Origin of the sequence: Rhizocola hellebori, from assembly GCF_016862955.1 — a bacterium.
GTDB classification, from domain to species: Bacteria; Actinomycetota; Actinomycetes; order Mycobacteriales; family Micromonosporaceae; genus Rhizocola; species Rhizocola hellebori.
The window spans coordinates 13,119-31,533 of the sequence record NZ_BONY01000020.1 but is presented as its reverse complement, the minus strand read 5'-3'; the positions used below and the strand labels follow the sequence as shown (position 1 = coordinate 31,533).

The window sequence follows — 18,415 nt, the reverse complement described above, 5'->3', positions numbered from 1 at the left end:
GGCTCTTTCTACACGCCTTAGTGCTTGGTCAGCTGCAGCACCCCCCAGCGCGAAGTGTTCACATAGGACACCCCGGTGGGGTCGTGCCAGGTGGTGGCCGCCGTGCGGCGTCCGCCGGTGGCGTCGTTGACCTGCAGCTCCAGCCCGAGCAGGCTGTCTTCGTGCGGGCGGATGGTGTCGAGCTGGATGCGCGCCTCCACCAGGTAGCCGCCGGGCACGACGGCCGTGGCGCTGGTCAGATTGTCGGCCGCGGCGAACCCGCCGCCGACGCTCTGCCGGTTGGAGAAGCTGATCCGGTACTGGCCGTCGTCGTCGTCGAACCCGGTGGTCTTGCCGTTGTCCGGGTCCACGAAGATCTCCACCGAGTCCTGCTCGTAGAGGTTCGCGCTGGACTGGTCGAGCACCGCGTCGGTGACGTTGACGAGCACATAGAGATAGCCGTTGTCCCACAACAGCTTTGCGGTCGCGGTGGCGCCGCCGGAGCCGATCACGGGGATGGCGGTGGTGATCTGGCGGGCCTGCGCCCAGATCGGGTCGGCCACGCCGTCCACGATGGGCGCCGTGGTGGCCTCGGGCGCGTCGGCCTGGCCGACCGCGGGGATGAGCGTGACGGTTCCCCAGCGCGAGGTGTCGGTGTCCTGCCCGTGCAGCTCGCTGTCGTTCCACGACACCGTTTCGGCCGGGCGGGCGGTGTCCTTGACCCGCACATCCAGCCCGATGCGCCGGCTGGTCGTGCCGGGGGAGCGCAGCGCTATGGCCGCCTCCACCTGGTACCCGCCAAGGATTTCGCGGACGTCTTTGCCCCCTCGGCGCAACACATGGCGGGTGTCGTCACCCTGGTAGGTCGGGGTTTTGCCGTTGTTGTCGTCGACGAAGATCTCGACGGAGTCGGCCTTGTCCCTGGTGTCGTCGGAGACCTGCGCCAGCACGTAGAGGAAACGGCTGTCCCAGCGCAGCTGGAACCCGGTGGCCGGGCCGGTCGCGGACTCGATGCGGGTCATCGGCAGCTGATCCCACTGCAGCTCGGTCTTGCCGTCGATCTGCGGCTTGCCGGCCGGGACGGTCAGCGTGCGGGTGAGCAGCGGCAGCCGCGACGGGTCGACCACGCCCCAGTAGGCGGGCTTGGCCTGCAGCTGCTCGTCGAAGAACAGCGGCAGGTCCAGGCGGGGGATCGGGAAGTTCTTCAACCACGTGTTGGCGTCCGACGAACCCCACATGGTGACCGCCGACAGGTGCTGTTTGTTGCGGCGCAACACATCGAACAGGTCGCGGTAGCGGTAGCCCTGCGCGGTGATGATCTCCGGCGGCACCGTGGCATAGGAGTCGACGGCGTTGCCGTAGACACTCATGTCCAGCTCGGTGATCTCCTGCTGCAGCCCGATGTTGGCGAAGCGCAGGATCGACTGTTCGACCTGGGCCACCGGCGGGCGTTCCACGTTGATGTGGGTCTGGTGCCCGACGCCTTGCACCGGAACACCTTCCGCGCGCAGCTGCTGCACCAGGCTGAACAGGAACTCGCGCTTGCGCGGCAGATGGGTGTTGTAGTCGTTGATGTAGAGCACCGCGTTGGGGGCCACCTCGTGCGCCACCCTGAACGCCGTGCGCAGATAGTCCAGGCCGGTGACCTCGAACCAGCGGCTGCGCCGCAGCCCGTCGGGCTGGTACTCGTCGATCACCTCGTTGGCCACGTCCCAGGCGTAGATCTGAGCCGCGTAGCGCCCGGCCACCGCCCGGATGTGGCTCTCCAGGCGTTGCAGCAGAAGGGCTTTGTGCTCCGGGGAGTTGGTCAGCGGTTGGCCCGCGGCGTCCTGGAAGACCCAGGCCGGGGTCTGGTTGTGCCAGACCAGGGTGTGCCCGTGCACCCGCATCCCGTTGGCGGTGGCGAAACTGACCAGCGCGTCGGCTTCGGCGAAGGTGAACTGGCCCGCCGCGGGTTCGGTGGCATCCCACTTCATCGCGTTGCCGGGGGTGATCTGGCCGAAATGCTGCACTGCAAGCTCCGCGGGCACCCCGACGGTGTCGGTACGGTCGACCGCGGTGCCGATCGGGAAGTCGGCGGCGAAAACGTCGCGCAGCCGCGGGATATCGCGCTGGATCGGGATCGGCGGCACGAAAACCATCTCGAAGTCGTCGAGATAGAACGACGGCGTGCCCGAGTTGGACTCCGCATAGACCGACAGGAAGTCCACGTCGTAGGCCAGCGTGTACTGCCCGGTGAACTGCACCCAGGCGTCGGCGGTGACGGTCTTGTTGCCCACCAGGGTGACATAGTTCGGTGTCCCGGCCAGCCTTCGCTCGATGCTGAAGCGCAGCTGCGCGGGCGCCTGGCCGGGGGCGAGCTTGAGCCACAACGAGAACGTGTAGACCTTGCCCTTGCCGATGCGGCCGAAGACGTTGAGGGCCGGGCCCGCGTAGGTCTGGGTGCGGGTCGTGGTCAGCAGGCTGAACCGGCCGCTGTGCGCGTCGGCTTCGGTGACCGTCAGCGTCTCGGACCCGATGCGCGGGCTCCACCCCTGGCGGGTGCCGCCCTCGAAGCCGGTGACGATTCCGGTCTCGTCCGGCGGGCCGCCCGGCGCGGGCGCGATCATCGTGATCTTCACGTCGTCGGTGTAGAAGGCCACGGTCGCGTTGTCGCTTTCCAGGTACAGCTGCAGCTCGGTCGAGTCGACCTGGTAGGAGTACTCGCCGCGCAGCAGCACCCAGCCGGCGTCGGTCACCGCCGCGCTGCTCACCCGCTCGAACGCGGTCGAGCCGCCCTCCGGGGTGCGCTGCATCGTCATGTGGATCGCGGCCGACGGCTGCGCCGCCACCATCCGCACGTAGGCCTCGATCACGTAGGTGGCGCTTTTCTGCACGATGCCAAGCACGTTGCGGCCCGGCCCGTTCCAGGTCGCCGTGCGTCCGGTGGCGCGCATGCTCTGGGTGCCGGTGTGCGCCGCGTCGAGGGTGGCCGCCAGCACCGCCGACCCGCGCCCGAACCAGCCCTGGCTGGTGCCGTCCTCGAAGTCGCTGGCCATCACCACCACCGGGTCGACCGCCTGCGCCATCGGCGTCGCCGCCACCATCGAGGCCACCACGCACACCGCTGTGACAGCAGCCATCCACACCCTGTTGCGACTCATGCTCGCCGCCTTCATAACGCTTTGGAGAAAGCCGAAAGTTTCGGAAGTGTTTCGGGGTATCAGCCGGACAATAGGCGGCGCCGATGACCCGGTCAACCATCGAAACTTTCGAAACTTTAGATAGGCACGGTTGGCACGTTTAGACCGTCCACGCTGTGGGTACGACGCCCCGGTGAGTCTCCACATTCGACACGCCCGGGTGATCCGCCGCTCGCGCCGTGCCAGACGCACCCAGGCCGCCCGCCGCATCCAGGCGATCTGCCTGGCTCGCCGGGCCAGGTACGTGGCCGACATGATCACCGCGGCAGACCTGGCTGCCGAGCGCCTCGCCCGCACCGCGCTGGCCGCGCCCGAGCTGGAGCGCCTGCAACAACGGCTCGGGCGGCTGCCCATCCTCGGCCCGCCCACCTGGCGCCGGCACTGGTACGAGTAGGGCTACCTGGCCAGCGGTGGCCGGATCCGAAACGAGCTGTCGGCGTGAAACGCGGTGCTGCCGTCGGACCGGTCGACCCACAGTTCGTTGCCCCGCCGATGCAGTAACCAGCCCGGGTAGTTCGACGATTCAAGGTGGACGGAAGCGGCCGTGTCCCCTGGCCGTACACAGAAGGTGGCGTCAGCCTGGAACAACCTGGTGCCCTCATTGGCGTTGAGCCGCAGCCGCCATGAGGCGTGGCGCAGGTAGCGGCCGTCGCGGCTGCGAAACGAGTAGCACTTCGGGTCGGCCAGGCCGGGCACGACGTCGAAGGTGGCCTGCTCACGGGCCGGGGTGCTGCTGGTGGTCGACAACGGCGCCAGGATTCCGAGCGCTGCGGTGGTGGTGACGAACAGCCCGGATCCGGCGCCCGCCTCCAGCGAGGTCGGGCCAAGCGCCACCACAGGCGCCGGGCTTCGGGTCGGGCTGGGCACCGCGGAGCCACGGACCGAGCCGGGGCCGGGTGTGGCCGCGGGCCAGGTGTTCACGGCGAGGGTGGCGCCCACGAGCAGACAGCCGGCCACGGCGATGGCCGCGATCGGTGAGGCCGCAACGCTTTTGGCAAACAGGCCGGTGATTGCCGACTTGCCTGCGGTGGCCGACGTTGCGGCGGCGGCCGACTTGCCGGAGCCGGCCGACGTTGCGGCGGTGGCCGAATTGGCGGAGGTGGCCGCGGATCCCGAGGTGGCGGAGGCCGCTACGGATGCTGAGGTGGCGGCGGTTGGCCACGCGCTTTTGGCGATCACGGTGGCGGCCAGCGCGAGGGGAACCGGCAGCAGCGCGAGCCCGACGAGCAGCCTTTCAGCGGGCAGCAGCTCGTCGGCGGCCACACCGCAGGCGTGGCAAGCCCGGAGGTGCCGCGCGATCCGCTTGCGCCAGGAGGAGCCCGGGACGCCGTCCCAGCCCGCCACCAGCAGGTCAAGATCGGCGCAGCGTGGCCGCGTCTCCAGGGCGGCGACCAACCCGCGGCACTGATCGAACTGCTGGCGCAGGCGCTGGATGCGCACTGCGGCATGGGCGAGGCTCAGCCCGGCGGCCGTGGCCAGCTCGGCGCGGGTGAGGTGACCGGCGACCTCCAGCCACCACAGCGACAGCAGCATCCGGTCCTCGTGTTTGAGCCAATCCGCCGCGCGAGCGGCCTGGCGCCGTTGCAGGGCAAGGCTCATCCGCCACAGCGTCAGCCCTTCGAAGGGCGCGTGGGCGTCCGCGGTGTCGGCCAGCGGACCGATGAGCCTCTCGGCGGCACGCCGTCGGCGCAGATGGGTGCTGACCTGCCGGACGGTGATGGCGCCCAGCCAAGCCCGGAAGCTTTGCGGGGTGCGCAGGTCGCGCAGCTCCCGCACGGCTCGCACCATGGATTCCTGTACCACGTCGTCTACATCGGCATCGTCGGCGAGCGTTCTGCGCACGATCGTGTAGACGAACGGCAGGTAGGCCTCGATGAGGTCGTCGAGCGCCCGACGGTCGCCGGCCTGCGCGGCGATGACGAGCGCGGTCTCATTCGATCTGGTGGGTGGCATGGTCCGTATCGCAGTCGTCAGTGGAATCGCGGTGGTGACTCTGACGGATTCAGGCGTGCCCAGTCAAGACACCTGCGGAAATTCGGGGTGCGACTACCGAACCGGCCGCCGCATAACAATTTTCGGGGCTCGGCTTTGTGTGCACTATGACGTAGTCGCCGTAGGCGTTGCGGCCCTAGCGTGCGGCGCGTGGAGTTTCGCATCCTCGGGCCGCCCGAAGCCGCCACGGCCGACGGACCGGTCCGGCTTGCCGGTCACCGCCAGCGCATGGTGTTCGCGATCCTGCTCGCCAACGCGCATCGGGTGGTTTCGGTCGACAGCCTGGTCGACGCGCTCTGGGAGGACCGGCCCCCGGCGACCGCGCGGCGTCAGGTCCGCAACTGACTTCCAGCGGATCCGATTCGTAGGCCTCGATCCGCACCGACGTCGGCGCGGTGGTGGTGCTGCCGTTGGGAACGATCTCGTCCACCACCACCGAGCTGGTGATCCCGCTGATGATGTAGGTGGCATCTGCTCCTCTTGTCGGTGCCGCCGTGCGGGCGGCCTCGGCAAGCAGCGTCGTGTCGGCGTGCATCGCGGTTGCATCATCGATGCATCGCCCCGGCCTGGTGTGCGCGGTTGTGTCTGATTTCCACAGTCGCGATGGGTGGCGAGGGTGGGGTGCCCCACACTGGGGCGATGCAGGTGAGGCTTCTCGGCCCGGTCGAGGTGGTGTCCGGCGGTCTGGTGACGGCGGTGCCCGGGCTGCGCCGTCGCGCCCTGCTGGCCGTGCTCGGCCTGCATCCGGGCCGGGCGGTGAGCAGCGACCAGCTCATCGACGCGGTCTGGGACGACCGGCCGCCAGCCACCGCGACCAACACGTTGCAGCGAAACATTTCCTACCTTCGCGAGCTGCTCGGGTCGAAGGACGCCATCGTGGCCAAGCCCGCCGGTTACCTGCTCGACATCGGCGGTGAGGCCACCGACGTCGAGCAGGCGGAAAGGCTTATCAGTCAAGGCAGGCAGGCTTCCAGCCCGCACGAGGCGGTCAGGCATCTGCGGGCCGCGCTGGCGCTGTGGCGTGGCCGCGCGCTGGCCGACGTCGCCGAGCTGCGGTGGCTCGGCGAGCAGGCGCGGCGGTTGAGCCACACCGAATTCGAGGCGATCCGCGCGCTCATCGACTGCCGGCTGGCGCTGGGCGAGCACGCCCTGCTGGTGCCGGAGCTGCAGCAGCTGGTCACCGCGCGGCCTTTCGACGAGGACCTGCACCGCCAGCTGATGCTCGCGCTGTATAGGGCCGGTCAGCAGGCCGAGTCGCTGGCGCACTATCAGCGGCTCAAGCGGACCCTCGCCGACGAGCTGGGGATAGATCCGGGCCAGGCCCTGCGCGACCTGGAGGCGGCCATCCTGCGCCAGGACAGCGCGCTGGATGCGCCCGGCTCGCCGGTGACCGTGGCCCCGGTGCCGGCGGTGCGCGCTCCGGCGCAGCTGCCCCTTGCCACAGCGGCTTTCGCGGCGCGCGCCAAGGAGATCGCACGGCTCGACGCGGTGATGGCCGAGCACAGCGAGAACGTGTGCCTGGCGGTGGTGTCGGGGACAGCCGGGGTCGGCAAGACCACCTTGGCCGTGCATTGGGCACACCGGGCACGTCAGTCGTTTCCGGACGGTCAGCTCTACGCTGATCTGCGCGGATTCGACCGTGGTGGCTCGGTCGCCGACCCGGCCGCGGTGCTTCGCGCTTTTCTTGACGCTTTCGGGGTACCCGTCGAAAAGATCCCGGCCGACATTGACGCTCAGGCCGCGCTTTACCGCAGCGTCCTGGCCGGCAAAAGGGTGCTGGTCGTGCTCGACAACGCCCGCGACGCCGAACAGGTCCGGCCGCTGCTGCCGGGCACGCCGGGCTGCGCGGTGCTGGTGACCAGCCGCTACCAGCTCACGGCTTTGGTGACGGTCGAGGGGGCGCATCCGGTGATGCTGGAGCTGCTCACCGACGATGAGGCGCGCGAGGTGCTGGTGCGCCGGATAGGCAAGGATCGGGTGGCCGGGCAGGAGGCCGCCGTCCAGGAGATCATCACCCGCTGCGCCCGGCTGCCGCTGGCGCTGGCGCTGGCCGCCGCGAGCTGCGTCACCCGGCCCGATCTGCCGGTGGGCGGGGTGGCAGAGGAGCTGCGCCAATCGTTGGGCGCTCTGGAGGCCTTGCAAAGTGTGGACTCCGGCACCGACATCCGCTCCGTCTTCTCGTGGTCCTATCACGCGTTGAGCCCTGACGCGGCAAGGGTTTTCCGTCTGCTGGGCGCGCATCCCGGGCCCGAGTTCAGCGCCGAGGCGGCGGCCAGCCTGACCGGCATGGCCCCGGCCGACCTGCGGGCCAAGCTGGCCGAGCTGGCACGGGCGAACCTGTTGACGCAGCCCAAACCCGGCCGGTACAGCCTGCACGATCTGCTTTGGACATACGCCGCCGATCTGGGCCGGGCCGAGGAAGGCTTCCCGCGCCTGCTCGATCACTACCTGCACACTGCGCTGTCGGCCGCCCTGCTGCTCAACTCGCATCGCGAGCCGCTAGCCGTGCCGGCCCCGATGCCCGGCATCGCGCCGGAACGGCTGTCCACCCGGGAGCAAGCCGCGTCGTGGTTCACCGCCGAGCGAGCGGTGCTGCTCGGTATGGTCAAACGGGCTGCGCAGCAAGGATTCGACGACTACGTGTGGCGGCTGGCCTGGGCCGCGCAGGATCATCTGGACCGCTGCGGCCACTGGGGGGATCAGGTGCTCAACCAGCAGGCGGCGATCCAGAGTACGAAACAGCTTGGCGATCGCGCTGCGCAGGCCCACGCCCATTGCAGCCTGTCCACCGCCTACGCGCGGATGGCGCGCTACGCCCAGGCGCAGTCTCATCTCGGGCACGCCCTTGACCTGTATGCCTCGCTTGGTGATTGCGGCGGTCAGGCGAAGGCGGAGTATCAGATGGGGTGGCTGTCCAACCGGCAGGGCGAGCACGCGCAGGCGGTGGGCCATGCCCGGCAGGCGCTGCGGCTGTACCGGCTTGCCGGGCAGCCGATGATGGCCGCGCGCACCCTGAACTCGCTCGGCTGGGGGTACGCGCTCAGCGGCGACTTCGCCCGGGCCCGCCCCAGATGCGAGCTGGCCCTGGCTCAGATGCGCGAGCTGGGCGACCTCACCTTTCAGGCCGGCACCTCCGACAGCCTCGGTTACATCTACCACCATCTGGGCGACTTCGACCTGGCCATCGCCTACTACCAGCGGGCGCTGGAGCTCTTCCGCGAGCTCGACGACCGCTACTACGAGGCCGACACCCTCAAGCACCTCGGCGACACCCATCACGCCGCCGGTGACGACAGCGCTGCGGGTGCCGCCTGGGCGCAGGCCCTGGAACTGCTCGACCTGCTCGGGCATCCCGACGCCGCCCAGGTACGGGCCAAGCTCACGTCATCGGCTGCTCCGAGTCCATGACCAGGACGACATCGCACTGGACTATGCCCAGCAGCCAGCTGCCCGGGCACGCCACCGTGAAGTCGCCGTCGACGAGGTCGCAGGCGAAGTCGGTGTCTCTGACGTTGAAGAACGAGCCGCGGCCCAGCTCGCACGATTCCATCAGCGGGGGCCGGGAAAGACGCTCGACGGTGGCCTGAAACTGGCAGCGTTCGGCACAGACGACATTGCCCTCCCTGACCTGGCAGACAGACGATGTCCGGTCCGGGATGAAGGTGCCGCGGAAAATCGTGCACATGGCGTTCAGGGTCTCCGCTGGGACTGGCCGGACGATCGTCGGCTCAGCGGACGCGGGGGCGGCGATGGCCAGCGCGGCGGCGGCGATCAGCGCCAATGCGGCAAGCAGCCTGCTCAGTTTCACCGTGATGTCCTCCTTCGTAGGTGACGTGCGCGGGCGATGGCCAACGATGGCATCCGGCGCTGATGCGGCGCTGAAACGGCGAAGGGCTCCCTGGTGGGGAGCCCTTCGCGGGCGGGATGGCCGGCTACCACTCGCTGCGGCCAAGGCGGGCCAGGATGCACTCCCACACCGTCTTGCCGCTGGCCATGCACATCGTCAGGCACCATTCGCGGGATTCCGGAATGGAGGAGGCGAAGACGATGGTGGAGGTGGCCGTGGCGCCGCCGCGGCCGTCGTAAGTGCCGTCGGCGAGGTCGGCCATGGTCGCGCCGGCGATCTCGCGGCCGGGCATCACTCCGAGCACCCGTGCGCCGGCGACCTCCTGGCCGGCGACGAGAGCCGCGAACTGGTCGATCGTCAGGCGCTGGCCCGCGGTGTCGACGGCGATCACGGTGTCCAGCGCGCCGACCGGCTGGCCGGTCTGTCTTTCCAGCCGCTGCAGCAGGTCTTCGGGTGCACCGCGCCGATCGGTGATGGTCACCGCAAACGCGCTGTCGTCGGCTTGTGCTGGTAGGTATGGCAGTGCCACCCCGGCCGCTGTCACCGCGGTGACGAGTGCGGCGCGCAAGGCGTTGCCCCACATGGCTTTCATGCGTTCCTCATCTCCTAGGTCCGGTTGGCTAGATCTGGCAGGTGACTTCGATGGACTGACCGTCCCAGGACGGGCCGATGTCGCAGTGCTCCTTGAGCCAGCTGCCCAGGTCGTTGAGCTTGTCGGCGATCCACTGGAAGAAGCCTTTGATGGCGCCCCAGATGCTGAAGTAGACGACGGTCGAGCCCGGCGTGCCGCCGGCCCCGCCGACGAGGTCGTTTGTGGACATTGCCGCGTCGGGCCGGTCGATGACGTCCAGCACCCGCGCGCCGGTGGTGTCCCGGCCGGCCAGCAGCGCCTCGATCTCGGCCGGGGTGCGTTGCCTTCCGTCGTCGGCCACCACCACCGCGCGCTCGACGACCGCTCGCCCGCTGCCGGTGGTGGCTTCGGCGATGGCCGCCATGTCGGCCATGGTGAGGTCTCGGCTCAGCGCCGGGCCGGTCAGCCGCCGGGCCAGCACGGTGCCGGTAGGATCGACCTGGATCTCGCTGGCGGTGACGATGTCGTCGCGGCCGAACGGCGCCCAGGTGAAGACCCATTGCCCACCGGCACAACGGAATTGGCCGTAGACCGCGCCTTCCCGCTCGACGGTGGTGCCGGTGACCCGGCCGCGCAGGTCTGTTTGCTGGACCACACATTCGCCGCTGCCCGCAAGCGGCTCGCCGGTACGGGCCACCGCCGCGGCGGGCATGGCCAGCGCCAAACCGCTGACCACGCCCAGTGCTGTCAATCGATGCGCCATGCGCCTCATCACACGCTCCATTCCTTGGGGAATCTTGATGCGTGCAGCGTGGCGGTGCGCACTGGCAGCGTTCTGAAACCGCGCTGAAAGCTCAGTACACGAAGGGCCAGCCCGCGGCGTCCCAGCCGATGAGGTTGATGCCGAGCTTGCCGCTGGTGGGTTGGCTGTTGCTCCAGTAGTAGTGGTAGGTGAGCACTGTCGCGTCGGCATCTTGGAACACGCTGGGATGCCCTGGGCCGTATACGGTTCCGTGGGTGGCGAGGATTTCCGTGCCGCCACCGTTGTACATGTTCACGCCGTTGCGGTCGGTGTAGGGCCCGGTGATCGATGTCGACCGGCCGACCATCGTGCGGTAGGTGCTCGACGCGCCGCGGCAGCAGAAGTCGAAGGACACGAACAGGTAGTAGAACGAGCCATGGCGGAAGATGACCGGCGCCTCCACCGATCCGCTGTTGACGGTGCGGCGGGCAAGGTTGTTGACTGTGCGGTCGGTGGCGTGGCGCAAGCCGGTGGACGGTTCCAGGCGGATCAGCTTGATGCCGGTCCAGAACGAGCCCAGCGACAGCCACCAGCGCCCGGAGGTGTCCACGATGAGGTTGGGGTCGATGGCGTTGAAGTTGTTGGCGCTGGAGGTTTCGAACACCAGCCCGCGGTGGGTCCAGCTGCCCGGCATCGCGGTCGGGCTGGTGGCCAGGAAGATGGCCGAGCGCTGCGAGCCGAACGAGGACGCCGCGTAGTAGAGGTAGTACAACCCGTTGCGGTAGGACAGGTCCGGCGCCCACAGGTAGGAGCGGTTGTCCGGCAACGTATACGGGTAGGTCCACGTCGGCTGGCCCGGCGCCCAGACCGAACCGATCCGCCGGAAAGCGGTGCGGTCGGCCGAGGTGCGGATCTCAAGCCAGTTTCCGGTGGAGATGAGGATGTAGGTCCCGTCGGGCGCCTTCATCATCGTCGGGTCGTGCACCCCAACCGTGTCACCGGTGACCAGGCCGGGATTGGGGTAGGCGGCGGAGGCGCCCGAGGCCATCGTCAAGGCTAAAGCCAAGCCGGCCAGCGCACTCCCCAGCTGTTTGAGCATGAGGGGCTCCTATCGACACCAATCGCGTGTTGTCGCCAGCCCGGAAGGCGCATTTGCCGGTACTCTAGCATGGACTGTGATCTATATGCAGCGACGCGGGTTCAGCCGCCGGGACACTGCCGCCCGCCGCTGATCGGGACGCAACCGGTGTATCGCGGCGGGTCGGAAGGCTTGGCGGGATGCAGATCCCGATAGCTTTCGCGAGCCAGCGCGGCCCCCGGGATCAGCAGCAACGCGGCCACCACCGCGAAGGTCACCGCGGTGCGCTTCAGGCGGGCAAATGCCGCCGCGACGGCGATCAGCGCGGGACCCACGACGAGTGCGATCGCCATGTTGAGCCAGATCTGCGCTCCGCGCCTTTCCACCTCCTTGAGGCTGCCACCGTCGTAGGAAGCGGCCCAATGCTCCCACATATAACCCCAAAATTGCCAGCAGAGCGCCAGTAACGCGACAATCCAGGCGACAATGGTGAGGCAGAACAATCCCCGTTTGTAAGGCACGCCAGGACACTAGCCAACGTGGCAGCGCCGCGGCATGAGGTTATGGGCTGGGGGGACAGGCGGGGGTCAGGTTGTTGACCATCTTGCCCGTTCCGGGCCCGGCGACCGGGTAGGGCTGAACGGCCGGATTGCCGGGATCGGTGACCTTGACGCTGGTGACGATCGGCTGGCGGCCGGCCACGTAGTAGTAGGCAGTTCCCACACAGGGCTCGAGCGGCGGACTCTCCACCTGCATCCGGACTTCCGGATTCTCCCAGGTCAGAAAATACTCCTTCCATCGATAAAGGTGGATTATCTGATTGGCGTCGACGGTGTAGGTGGCCCAGAAGACTCTGGCCTGCCCGCCGGGACAGAGAATCTGATCCGCGGAGGCATTCGTCGCCAGATAGGCGGTGGCCGCCGAATAGCTGACGTCCGTGAGTGTCACCCGCCCGTCCACCGCGCAGGTCGGCTGCGGCGGTGCTTTGCTCTTCTGCCCGTTGCCCGGCTGCGCCGCGGCCGAGAGGCCGGGAGTCGGGGTGGCGTCGGGTGTGGCCACCGCGCTGACCGATGGCGAGGGGGATGGGGCAGTGGGCGTCGCGGCCGGCGTCGTTGGTGGCGCGACCGGGCCGGCGCCATCGCGAGCCGACACGAAGGGGACCAGGGTCAGCAAACCAAGCATCACCACAGCTGCCACGAGACCGGCCCGCAACCGCTTGCGGCGCGCCACCGAGCGGCTCACCGCGGCCACGCCCGGCGGTGCGATCGATGGCAGGTCGTCGTTGGCCAGGCCCGACATGGCCCGCGCTATCCAGTCCTGCTGGTCAGACATCGCCCAGACCTCCGGTCTGTTCCCCGGTGGACAGGTCGCGGCCGAGGCGGCCGGCCAGGGCCGCTCGTGCGCGGTGTAGTCGCGACTTCACGGTGCCCTCGGCAACCCCGGCTATGCCGGCTATCTCGGTCACCGAAGCTCCGGCGACATAGTGCAGAACAAGTACCTGCCGCTGAAACGGCGGCAGATCGGCCAGCGCGCGGCGCAACTCCACCCGCTCGGGGTCCGGGCCCGGGATCGGCTCGATGCCGCGGTGGCTGGTGAAGTCGGTGAGGCGCTGCAATCGGCGCCACCGGCTGGTGGCCAGATTCCAGGCCACCTTGCGCACCCACGCGGCCGGGTCGTCATAGTGGACCAGTTTCGACCACCGCGGAAACGCCCGGCAGAACGCCTCTTGCACCAGATCCTGCGCCTCGGCCATGTCACCGGTGTGAACGTAAAGCTGCACGCAAAGCGGCCTGAACGTGGTCGCGTAGAAGTCGGCGAAGTCCTGGGCGCCGCCTTCCGCCGCAACGACAACCGTCTCTGGCCCCGCACCAAGCCCGGCCTGTGCCGCCACAAGTCCCCTTTGCCCGCCGTGAACAATCCACCGGTAACACGCTCAGCGGGGATGAAGGTTCCCGCCCGGTCCGAGGATTTTTGCACCAGGGGCCGGGCGGGTGTGCGGCGATCGCGTCAGGGCAGGAGCTGGCGCAGGTTGACGGCGTCGGCCATGGCTTGGCAACCGGCGTCGTTGGGGTGCAGGTGGTCGCCGCTGTCGTAGGCGGGCAGCAGCGTGAACGGGTCGGCCGGCATCGCGGTGGCGGCGGCGAAGTCGAACACGCCGTCGAACTGGCGGCTGGTGCGGATCCATTCGTTGACCGCGCTCCAGGTGGCCCGCCGCTGCGGGGTGTCCACGAACGACCCGCCGAAGGGGGTCAGGGTGGCGCCGAAGATTTGCAGGCCACGCGCGTGTGTTTGGGCGATTATCTGTTGGTACCCGGCGATGAGCTCGGCAGCGCCGGCATCGAACCCGATGTCGTTGACGCCCTCCAGCAGGATGACCGACTGCACCCCGGTCTGGGAGAACACGTCGCGTTCGAGTCGCGCCAGTGCCGGTACCCCCCAGAAGTCCCCGTCCGGGCGGGGTTCCAGGACACGGTTTCCGCCCAGGCCCGCGTTGCCGACCGACAGGGTGCGCCCGGGCCGGGCGTTGAGCCGTCGGGCCAGGTCGTCGGGCCAGCGCCGGTTGGCGTTGCCGGTGGTGGCCGAGGTGTCGGTGATGGAGTCGCCCAGCGCGATGACGGTACCGGAGACCCGGGCGGGCGCCCGCACTTCGATGCCGTCGATGAGCAGCCAGCACGGCAGGTCGGTGAAGCCGCTGCCGGTCGGGGAGGCTGCCGCGTCGCCGGTGGCGATGAAGTTGCCCTGTGCGGTGAAGGGATGCATCGTCACTGGGCCGGTGGGACCGGGGACGTAGACGCTGACCAGGAGGGTGGACAGCGCTGCCACGCTGAGCTGGACCGGGTCGCTGAGCGCGTGCCCGCCGGCCGCGAGGGTGACTTCGCGACGGCCGCCGAAGGTCAGTGACCGCAGGGTTCCGGCCACCACGTCGGCGTTGGCGGCCTGCACCGCCACCGTCGCGTGGCCGACCCGCATCGAGCGCTGCCCGAACGTGTTGGTCAGCCGGATCCTTACCCTGTCCCCGCCGGCGCTGACGAAGGCGACGTTGCGCACGGTCTGGTCGGTCAGGCCTGTCCCGGCCGGGCAGCCCGGGTTGAACGGGATGAAGACTCCGACCACGGGGCTGGCGGCCCAGGCGGTCACCCAGTTGTCGGGCCGGGCCCGGTCGTCGGTGCCCGCGGTTGCGCCGGCGGACGCCGAGGAGGCGGCGGCAAGCACCACGGCAAGGGCAATACTGGCAATGAATGGGCGGCGCATGTCCACTCCCCATTAGATTGATGAATCGACAAACAAAGATATCTTAGCGGCGGGAGATGCGCCGATCGGAAGACCAAGCCTGCCGTGTCTCAGTGGGTGGGCAGCGCCACGCGGTAGCGCACGACCGGCAATCCGCGCCAGACATCGCGGCCGCCGTCGGCGCGAAAGCCGAGATGCTGGTAGAAGCCGCGGGCGTGGGCGTTGGCGTCGACCACCCACAGCAGGCATTCGGCGAATCCGGCCTGCGCCATGGCGGCCAGGGCGTCCTGGACCAGAAGCCGCCCGATGCCCAGACCCTGCGCGGAGGGCAGCAGGTACACCGCGTCAAGTTCGCCGACGCTGCCGGGTTCGGCCTCTTGCGGGCCGCTGAGGGCATAGCCGACGGTCATCCCGTCGCACACCGCCAGCCGCAGCCGATGGGTGCCGTCGAGGGCGGCCAAGGCCCAGTTGTCGCTGGTGCGCTCGAGGTCAAGGCCATCGACCATGGCGGGATTCAGCTCGCCATAGGTGGCACGCCAGGCCGCGAGCTGGATGCGGGCCACCACGCTGCCGTCGTCCACCCGGGCCGTGCGCAGCGTGATTTCGGGCATTGGGCAAGGGTATCCGGTCTGCCTATACTCCGACCCAGCCCGTGGCAATGTCGATGCCGCGCTGAAAGATCGTGGGTGTGGTTGATGAATCGGGAGATCCGGCTTGTGTCGCGGCCGACCGGCATGCCGACGCTGGACAATTTCGAGCTGGTGGAGACGCCGATGCCGCAGCCCGGTCCGGGCCAGGTGCTGGTGCGCAATCTCGTGATGTCGGTCGACCCCTACATGCGCGGCCGGATGAACGATGTGAAGTCCTATGTTCCACCGTTTCAGGTCGGCCAGGCCCTCGACGGCGGCGCGGTCGGCGAGGTCGTGCAGTCGCAGTCCGACCAGCTCAGCCCGGGTGATCTGGTGCTGCACGGCCTGGGCTGGCGCGACCACGCGGTCGGCGACGCCAAGGGCTTCCGCAAGGTCGAGGCGCTGCCCGACATCTCGGCTTACCTAGGCGCGCTTGGCATGCCGGGCCTGACCGGCTATGTCGGTCTGGTCGACATAGCCGAGCTGCGCGAGGGAGACACGGTCTTCGTCTCCGGCGCGGCTGGAGCCGTCGGCAGCATCGCCGGCCAGATCGCCAAGCTGCGCGGCGCGGCCCGCGTCATCGGCAGCGCCGGCACCGCGGCCAAGGTGGACTGGCTCGTCAACGAGCTCGGTTTCGACGCCGCGTTCAACTACCGCGACGCCCCGGTGCGTTCGCAGCTCAAATCCGCCGCGCCCGAAGGCATCGACGTGTACTTCGACAATGTGGGCGGCGAGCATCTCGAGGCCGCGATCGGCGCGCTCAAGCCATTCGGGCGGGCCGCGCTGTGCGGGGCCATCGCCGACTACAACAGCGAGACACCTTCGCCCGGCCCGCGAAACATGACGCTGATTGTTCCCAAACGGTTGAGCCTGCGCGGTTTCATCGTCACCGACCACTCCCGCCGGATGCCCGATTTCCTGGCCGAGGTCGCCCCGGCGATCGCCAGCGGGCACATCAAGTTCGCGTCCACCTTCGTCGAGGGCCTGGCCAACGCGCCCGACGCGCTGCTGGGCCTGTTCCGCGGGGAGAACACCGGCAAGATGGTGGTGCGGCTCTAGCTTTCCTGGGCGAGCCAGAGCGCGCCCAGCGGTGGCACCCGCAGCCGTGCCGAGGCGGGCTGTCCTTGGTACGGCTCGTCTTCGGCGCGGACGGTGCCGAGGTTGCCGACGTTGGAGCCGCCGTATACCTCCGCGTCGGTGTTGAGCACCTCGCGCCACGGCCCGCCCGACGGCAGCCCGACCCGGTAGTCCTCGTGCGGCGTGGCGGCGAAGTTCACCACGCACACCAGGGTGGATCCGCCGGCGCCCCGCCTGAGGAAGGCCAACGTGTTGTGGGAGGCGTCGTCGGCGATCCACCGGAACCCCTCCGGCGTGGTGTCCTGTGACCACAGCGCCTCGCTGCCGCGATAGACCCGGTTGAGATCGCGGACCAGCCGCTGCACCCCGGCGTGGGCCGGATCGCGCATCAGATCCCAGTCCAGGCCGCGCGAGTCGCTCCACTCCCGGCCCTCGGCGAGCTCGCTTCCCATGAACAGCAGCTGTTTACCCGGATGGGCCCACATGAATGCCAGCAGCGCACGCGTGTTGGCCAGCCGCCGCCAGGTGTCGCCGGGCATCTTGGCAGCCAGCGAACCCTTGCCGTGCACCACTTCGTCGTGGCTGATCGGCAGCACGAAGTTCTCCGTCCACGCGTACATCAGGGAGAAGGTCACCTCGTTGTGGTGCCACTGCCGGTGGATCGGCTCCCGGGCAAGGTATTCGAGGGTGTCGTGCATCCAGCCCATGTTCCACTTGAAGCCGAAACCCAGCCCGTCGGCGTCGGTGGGCCGGGTCACCCCGGGCCACGCGGTGGATTCCTCGGCGACGGTGACCACTCCCGGATGGTGCTTGTAGACGGTGGCGTTCATCTCCTGCAGGAACCCGATCGCGTCAAGGTTTTCCCTTCCGCCGTGCACGTTGGGGATCCATTGCCCGGCCTCGCGGGAGTAGTCGAGGTAGAGCATCGAGCTGACCGCGTCGACGCGCAGACCGTCCACATGGAACTCGTCGCACCAGTAAAGCGCGTTGGCGACCAGGAAGTTGCGCACCTCCGGGCGGCCGAAGTCGAAGATCAGGGTGCCCCAGTCCGGGTGGGCGCCGCGTCGTGGGTCGGCGTACTCGTAGAGGGGTTCGCCGTCGAATCGGGCCAGCGCCCACTCGTCGGTGGGGAAGTGCGCGGGCACCCAGTCGAGCAACACCCCTATGCCCGCCTGATGCAGCCGGTCGACGAGGAACCGGAACTGGTCCGGGTCACCGAAGCGGGCGGTGGGCGCGTAGTAGCCGGTCACCTGATAGCCCCAGGAGCCGCCGAAGGGGTGCTCCATCACGGGCATGAACTCCACATGGGTGAACCCGAGCTCGGTGGCATATTCGGCGAGCTCGTCGGCTATCTCCACATAGGACAGTCCGGGCCGCCACGAGCCCAGGTGCACCTCGTAGACGGACATGGGTTCGCGGTGCGGCTGGGCGCCGGCCCGCTGATGCAGCCAGTCGTCGTCCTTCCAGCCGTAGTGGGACTGGAAAATCACCGAAGCGGTCAGCGGCGGCGTCTCGGTGTGCGCGGCGAGCGGATCGGCCTTGTCCCGCCAGTGCCCGTCGCGGCCCAGGATGCGGAACTTGTATCGCTGGCCGGGCAGGGCATCCGGTACCAGGATCTCCCACACCCCGCTGGCGCCCATCGATCGCATCGGCCACCCGTCGTGCGGCCCCCACCCGGTGAAGTCGCCGACGACCCGCAGCCCGCGGGCGTTGGGCGCCCACACGGCGAAGGCCACCCCGCCGTCGAGGTGCGGATGCGCGCCCAGCGCCGTCCACAGCGACTCGTGCCGGCCCTCGGCGATCAGGTGCAGGTCCAGCTCACCGAGCGTGGGTGGGTGGCGGTAGGGGTCGTCGTGGGTGACCCCGTCGACGTCGAGGCGGTAGTCGAGCACCTCGCCGGGAACGATGGCCTCGAAAACGCCCTCCGGCTGCACCAGGCTCATCGGATAGCGCCCGGATGCGGTGAGCACCGCCACGTCGCCGGCGCCTCGGCGCAGGGTCCGGATGACCGTGGAGCCACGCCCGGGATGGGCGCCCAGAACCGCGTGCGGGTCGTGCGTATCCCCGGTGATCAGGCCGAGCATGGG

At 69.1% G+C, this 18,415-nt stretch carries 16 protein-coding genes; 4 read left to right on the top strand and 12 right to left on the bottom strand.

Annotated elements, in window-relative coordinates:
• Positions 1-17 precede the first annotated feature (17 nt).
• Complete coding sequence (locus Rhe02_RS18035; protein WP_203909413.1) at positions 18-3,122, bottom strand: endo-1,4-beta-xylanase; 3,105 nt, start codon at positions 3,120-3,122, stop codon at positions 18-20.
• A gap of 172 nt (positions 3,123-3,294) precedes the next feature.
• On the opposite strand from Rhe02_RS18035, the gene Rhe02_RS18030 reads away from it, so the two are divergent.
• Positions 3,295-3,555 (top strand): hypothetical protein, encoded by a 261-nt coding sequence (locus tag Rhe02_RS18030; RefSeq protein WP_203909412.1) that lies wholly within the window; start codon positions 3,295-3,297, stop codon positions 3,553-3,555.
• Between the two features lie 2 nt (positions 3,556-3,557).
• Here the strand turns inward: Rhe02_RS18030 and Rhe02_RS18025 are convergent, their stop codons facing one another.
• The gene (locus Rhe02_RS18025; protein WP_203909411.1) at positions 3,558-5,114 is read right to left on the bottom strand and encodes a sigma-70 family RNA polymerase sigma factor; all 1,557 of its coding nucleotides are present in this window, start codon (positions 5,112-5,114) and stop codon (positions 3,558-3,560) included.
• A gap of 189 nt (positions 5,115-5,303) precedes the next feature.
• Here Rhe02_RS18025 and Rhe02_RS18020 point away from each other — a divergent pair, with 189 nt between their 5' ends.
• Positions 5,304-5,498, top strand: a complete 195-nt coding sequence (locus Rhe02_RS18020) for an AfsR/SARP family transcriptional regulator (protein WP_203909410.1) — start codon at positions 5,304-5,306, stop codon at positions 5,496-5,498.
• Positions 5,499-5,792: 294 nt separating this feature from the next.
• Positions 5,793-8,561 (top strand): AfsR/SARP family transcriptional regulator, encoded by a 2,769-nt coding sequence (locus Rhe02_RS18015; RefSeq protein WP_203909409.1) that lies wholly within the window; start codon positions 5,793-5,795, stop codon positions 8,559-8,561.
• On the opposite strand, the gene Rhe02_RS18010 is transcribed toward Rhe02_RS18015, so the two are convergent.
• From Rhe02_RS18010 to Rhe02_RS17970, 9 genes are all read right to left on the bottom strand, one after another.
• Complete coding sequence (locus Rhe02_RS18010) at positions 8,533-8,961, bottom strand: hypothetical protein (protein ID WP_203909408.1); 429 nt, start codon at positions 8,959-8,961, stop codon at positions 8,533-8,535. The genes Rhe02_RS18015 and Rhe02_RS18010 overlap by 29 nt on opposite strands.
• A 124-nt stretch (positions 8,962-9,085) precedes the next feature.
• On the bottom strand, positions 9,086-9,592 hold the full coding sequence (locus Rhe02_RS18005) for a hypothetical protein (protein ID WP_203909407.1): 507 nt from the start codon (positions 9,590-9,592) through the stop codon (positions 9,086-9,088).
• A 28-nt stretch (positions 9,593-9,620) separates the two neighbouring features.
• Positions 9,621-10,343, bottom strand: a complete 723-nt coding sequence (locus Rhe02_RS18000; protein ID WP_203909406.1) for a hypothetical protein — start codon at positions 10,341-10,343, stop codon at positions 9,621-9,623.
• Positions 10,344-10,425: 82 nt separating this feature from the next.
• The gene (locus tag Rhe02_RS17995) at positions 10,426-11,412 is read right to left on the bottom strand and encodes an arabinan endo-1,5-alpha-L-arabinosidase (RefSeq protein ID WP_203909405.1); all 987 of its coding nucleotides are present in this window, start codon (positions 11,410-11,412) and stop codon (positions 10,426-10,428) included.
• 101 nt (positions 11,413-11,513) lie between these two features.
• Entirely contained in the window at positions 11,514-11,912 is a 399-nt protein-coding gene (locus Rhe02_RS17990; RefSeq protein ID WP_203909404.1) for a DUF6234 family protein, read from the bottom strand.
• A 40-nt stretch (positions 11,913-11,952) separates the two neighbouring features.
• Positions 11,953-12,723, bottom strand: a complete 771-nt coding sequence (locus Rhe02_RS17985; RefSeq protein ID WP_203909403.1) for a hypothetical protein — start codon at positions 12,721-12,723, stop codon at positions 11,953-11,955.
• A complete protein-coding gene (locus Rhe02_RS17980; protein ID WP_239123891.1) occupies positions 12,716-13,282 on the bottom strand; it encodes a SigE family RNA polymerase sigma factor in 567 nt (188 codons plus the stop codon). Before Rhe02_RS17980 ends, Rhe02_RS17985 begins: the two co-directional genes overlap by 8 nt.
• Positions 13,283-13,398: 116 nt before the next feature.
• Entirely contained in the window at positions 13,399-14,643 is a 1,245-nt protein-coding gene (locus Rhe02_RS17975; protein WP_203909402.1) for an SGNH/GDSL hydrolase family protein, read from the bottom strand.
• A gap of 89 nt (positions 14,644-14,732) precedes the next feature.
• Complete coding sequence (locus tag Rhe02_RS17970) at positions 14,733-15,233, bottom strand: GNAT family N-acetyltransferase (protein ID WP_203909401.1); 501 nt, start codon at positions 15,231-15,233, stop codon at positions 14,733-14,735.
• A gap of 84 nt (positions 15,234-15,317) precedes the next feature.
• On the opposite strand from Rhe02_RS17970, the gene Rhe02_RS17965 reads away from it, so the two are divergent.
• Entirely contained in the window at positions 15,318-16,310 is a 993-nt protein-coding gene (locus tag Rhe02_RS17965; protein ID WP_203909400.1) for an NADP-dependent oxidoreductase, read from the top strand.
• Here the strand turns inward: Rhe02_RS17965 and glgB are convergent.
• The gene (gene glgB, locus Rhe02_RS17960) at positions 16,307-18,412 is read right to left on the bottom strand and encodes a 1,4-alpha-glucan branching protein GlgB (RefSeq protein WP_203909399.1); all 2,106 of its coding nucleotides are present in this window, start codon (positions 18,410-18,412) and stop codon (positions 16,307-16,309) included. The two genes, Rhe02_RS17965 and glgB, sit on opposite strands and share 4 nt — an antisense overlap.
• Positions 18,413-18,415 lie beyond the last annotated feature (3 nt).

Coding starts and splice junctions, on each gene's coding strand:
- Rhe02_RS17970 (WP_203909401.1), bottom strand. CDS start 15,233: ATGCCCGAAATCACGCTGCGCACGGCCCGGGTGGACGACGGCAGCGTG.
- Rhe02_RS18035 (WP_203909413.1), bottom strand. CDS start 3,122: ATGAGTCGCAACAGGGTGTGGATGGCTGCTGTCACAGCGGTGTGCGTG.
- Rhe02_RS18015 (WP_203909409.1), top strand. CDS start 5,793: ATGCAGGTGAGGCTTCTCGGCCCGGTCGAGGTGGTGTCCGGCGGTCTG.
- Rhe02_RS17985 (WP_203909403.1), bottom strand. CDS start 12,723: ATGTCTGACCAGCAGGACTGGATAGCGCGGGCCATGTCGGGCCTGGCC.
- glgB (WP_203909399.1), bottom strand. CDS start 18,412: ATGCTCGGCCTGATCACCGGGGATACGCACGACCCGCACGCGGTTCTG.
- Rhe02_RS17965 (WP_203909400.1), top strand. CDS start 15,318: ATGAATCGGGAGATCCGGCTTGTGTCGCGGCCGACCGGCATGCCGACG.
- Rhe02_RS18005 (WP_203909407.1), bottom strand. CDS start 9,592: ATGAAAGCCATGTGGGGCAACGCCTTGCGCGCCGCACTCGTCACCGCG.
- Rhe02_RS18025 (WP_203909411.1), bottom strand. CDS start 5,114: ATGCCACCCACCAGATCGAATGAGACCGCGCTCGTCATCGCCGCGCAG.
- Rhe02_RS17975 (WP_203909402.1), bottom strand. CDS start 14,643: ATGCGCCGCCCATTCATTGCCAGTATTGCCCTTGCCGTGGTGCTTGCC.
- Rhe02_RS18000 (WP_203909406.1), bottom strand. CDS start 10,343: ATGAGGCGCATGGCGCATCGATTGACAGCACTGGGCGTGGTCAGCGGT.
- Rhe02_RS17995 (WP_203909405.1), bottom strand. CDS start 11,412: ATGCTCAAACAGCTGGGGAGTGCGCTGGCCGGCTTGGCTTTAGCCTTG.